1 protein-coding gene and 1 pseudogene are annotated in these 1573 nt (G+C 65.7%); both read right to left on the bottom strand.

The features are described 5' to 3' along the window. Positions 1-386, bottom strand: a pseudogene (locus AC1D00_RS40450) (DsbA family protein); the annotation flags it as partial. A gap of 94 nt (positions 387-480) precedes the next feature. Continuing rightward, the coding region (locus tag AC1D00_RS40445; RefSeq protein WP_477014552.1) for a M48 family metalloprotease at positions 481-1573 on the bottom strand (1093 nt) is incomplete at its 5' end.

Below are 1573 nucleotides of genomic sequence, written 5' to 3'. Positions count from 1 at the left end.
ACCTTCAGCTTCGGATCACTCTTCATGAGGTCGAGCATGTCGGTCATCGCGCGTTTGCAGTAGCCGCAATTGTAGTCGAAGAACTCGACGAAGGTGACGTCGCCCTCCTTGTTGCCGAGCACGACCTGGCGCGGCGAGTTGAAGATCGCGTCCGCGTTCTGCGCGATGCTGGCCTCGTGCTTCTGCGTTTCGGCCGCGGCCTGGCGCTTGCTGAGCTCGGTCATCGCCTCCTCGAGCACCTCGGGATGGGTGACGAGGTAGTTCTTGATGATCGCCTCGATGTCGGTGCGCTGGGCATCGGAGAAGCTGTCAGCCGACGCGGGCGCGGTTGCGCCGAACATGGCGAGCGCAAACAGCGCGGGAGCAAGCAGACGCAGCGAAGGCATAGGCAAATCCTCTTATCCAAAGCAGGTTTCGGAAAACGTCCCGGCGGACTTAAAGCTCGGTGTCGTGACGTCGTGGTGTCTGGCGTCGTTCTAGCTAGTTGCGCGGCGGCTTGGCCGCCACGATGTCGTCGGCCTTGACCCATCCGGGCGTGCCGATGGCGAAACGGGTTTTCGCGCGCGTGGCGAGCTCGCGGGCGGTCTTGTTGTCGCCGCGCAAGTAGGCGGCCTGCGCCGACGCGAGATCCGCCTCGGCATAATCTCCCTTCCGGCCATAGGCCATCGCGAGCTGAGTAAAGCCGATTGGCGCTTCGGGCTCCCGTGCCACCGCGGCACGGAGAATCCGAACGGCGTCGTCGGTGTAGGCCTTATTATCGGTTCCAACCAGAGCCTGCCCAAGTAACATCTCGATGAGGGGCGCGTTGTTCGAGAGCGCGACAGCCTTGCGCAGGGGAGCGATCGCTTCGGCGGGCTTGCCGCTCTCCAGCAAGGCCTGGCCGCGCACCTCGTAGAAGTACGGGTTGTTCGGCTGGACCTGGATCAGCGCGTCGATCTGGGCGAGCGCGCTGCGCAGATCGCCGTGCAGATAGGTGCTGATGGCGCGGGCGTAGCGCGCCGGCAGACTGTCGTTGGTCTGGGGATAGCGACGGTACACCGTCTCCGGCCGCTCCATGAAGGCGGAGATCTTGGCGCGCACCATGTCATGGCGGAGCTGGAGCGCGGGATCGTCCTTCTTGTCCCAATAGGGGCTGGAGCTTGCGAACTCCTGCAGCGCGGCGACGCGCTCGGCCGGCATCGGGTGCGACTGCAGATAGGGATCGGCGCCGCGCGCGGCGAACAGGCTCTCGCTGGTGAAGCGCTTGAAGGTCTCGTACATGCCCTTCGGCGACTGCCCCGTCGCGGTCAGGAATTTCACGCCGGCACGGTCGGCATTCTCCTCCTGCTGGCGCTGGTAAGACAACAGCGTGCGGCGGATCATCTCCTGTGGACCGGCGAGGGCGGCCGCCCCCGCATTGGCGAGGCCGTTGTTGCCGGTGCTGCTGCGCTGGGTGCTGCCGGCGGCGATCGCGCCGGCGCCGAGCAGCATCGCGATGATCATCTGGGTTTGGGCGGCGGCGAGCTGCTCGCGCAGCTTCGACAGATGGCCGCCCGCCAGATGCCCGGTCTCATGCGCGAGCACCCCGATGATC

The sequence above is a fragment of the Bradyrhizobium sp. P2_E8 genome (assembly GCF_056403875.1).
The sequence above is the reverse complement of the archived record's forward strand: the minus strand, read 5'-3'. Positions and strand labels throughout refer to the sequence as shown.